Source organism: Peribacillus sp. SIMBA_075 (genome assembly GCF_046534585.1).
Map to the genome: position 1 here is coordinate 1 of NZ_JAWRYN010000257.1, position 343 is coordinate 343.

Annotated in this window: 1 protein-coding gene; it reads left to right on the forward strand. The window is 45.8% G+C overall.

Annotated features, from left to right (window positions below; translation table 11 throughout):
• On the forward strand, positions 1-343 hold a 343-nt coding region (locus SB775_RS28135; RefSeq protein WP_410864455.1), incomplete at both ends, for an amidase domain-containing protein.

Genomic DNA, 343 nt, shown 5'->3' on the forward strand with positions numbered 1-343 from the left:
AGGAACAATTCGGGAGAGCCTTTCACTATGATCGGCGGGCAGCCGTGCAATATGCGGAGACGTACTGGAATAAACGGAATCCAGCCTACAAGAATTTTGAAGATAACTGTACAAATTTTATTTCACAATGTCTGCACACTGGAGAAGTCCCAATGAATGGACATCCTAACATTCGTAAAGGGTGGTGGCAAAGGGGAAACCAGTGGAGTTGGAGCTGGGCTGTAGCACACTCTTTTTATTGGTATTTGTCAGGTGCTACAACAGGGCTTCGAGCAGAAGCCGTAGAAAGGCCAGAAGACCTTATTCTTGGCGATGTAATTGCGTATGATTTTGAGGATGATGG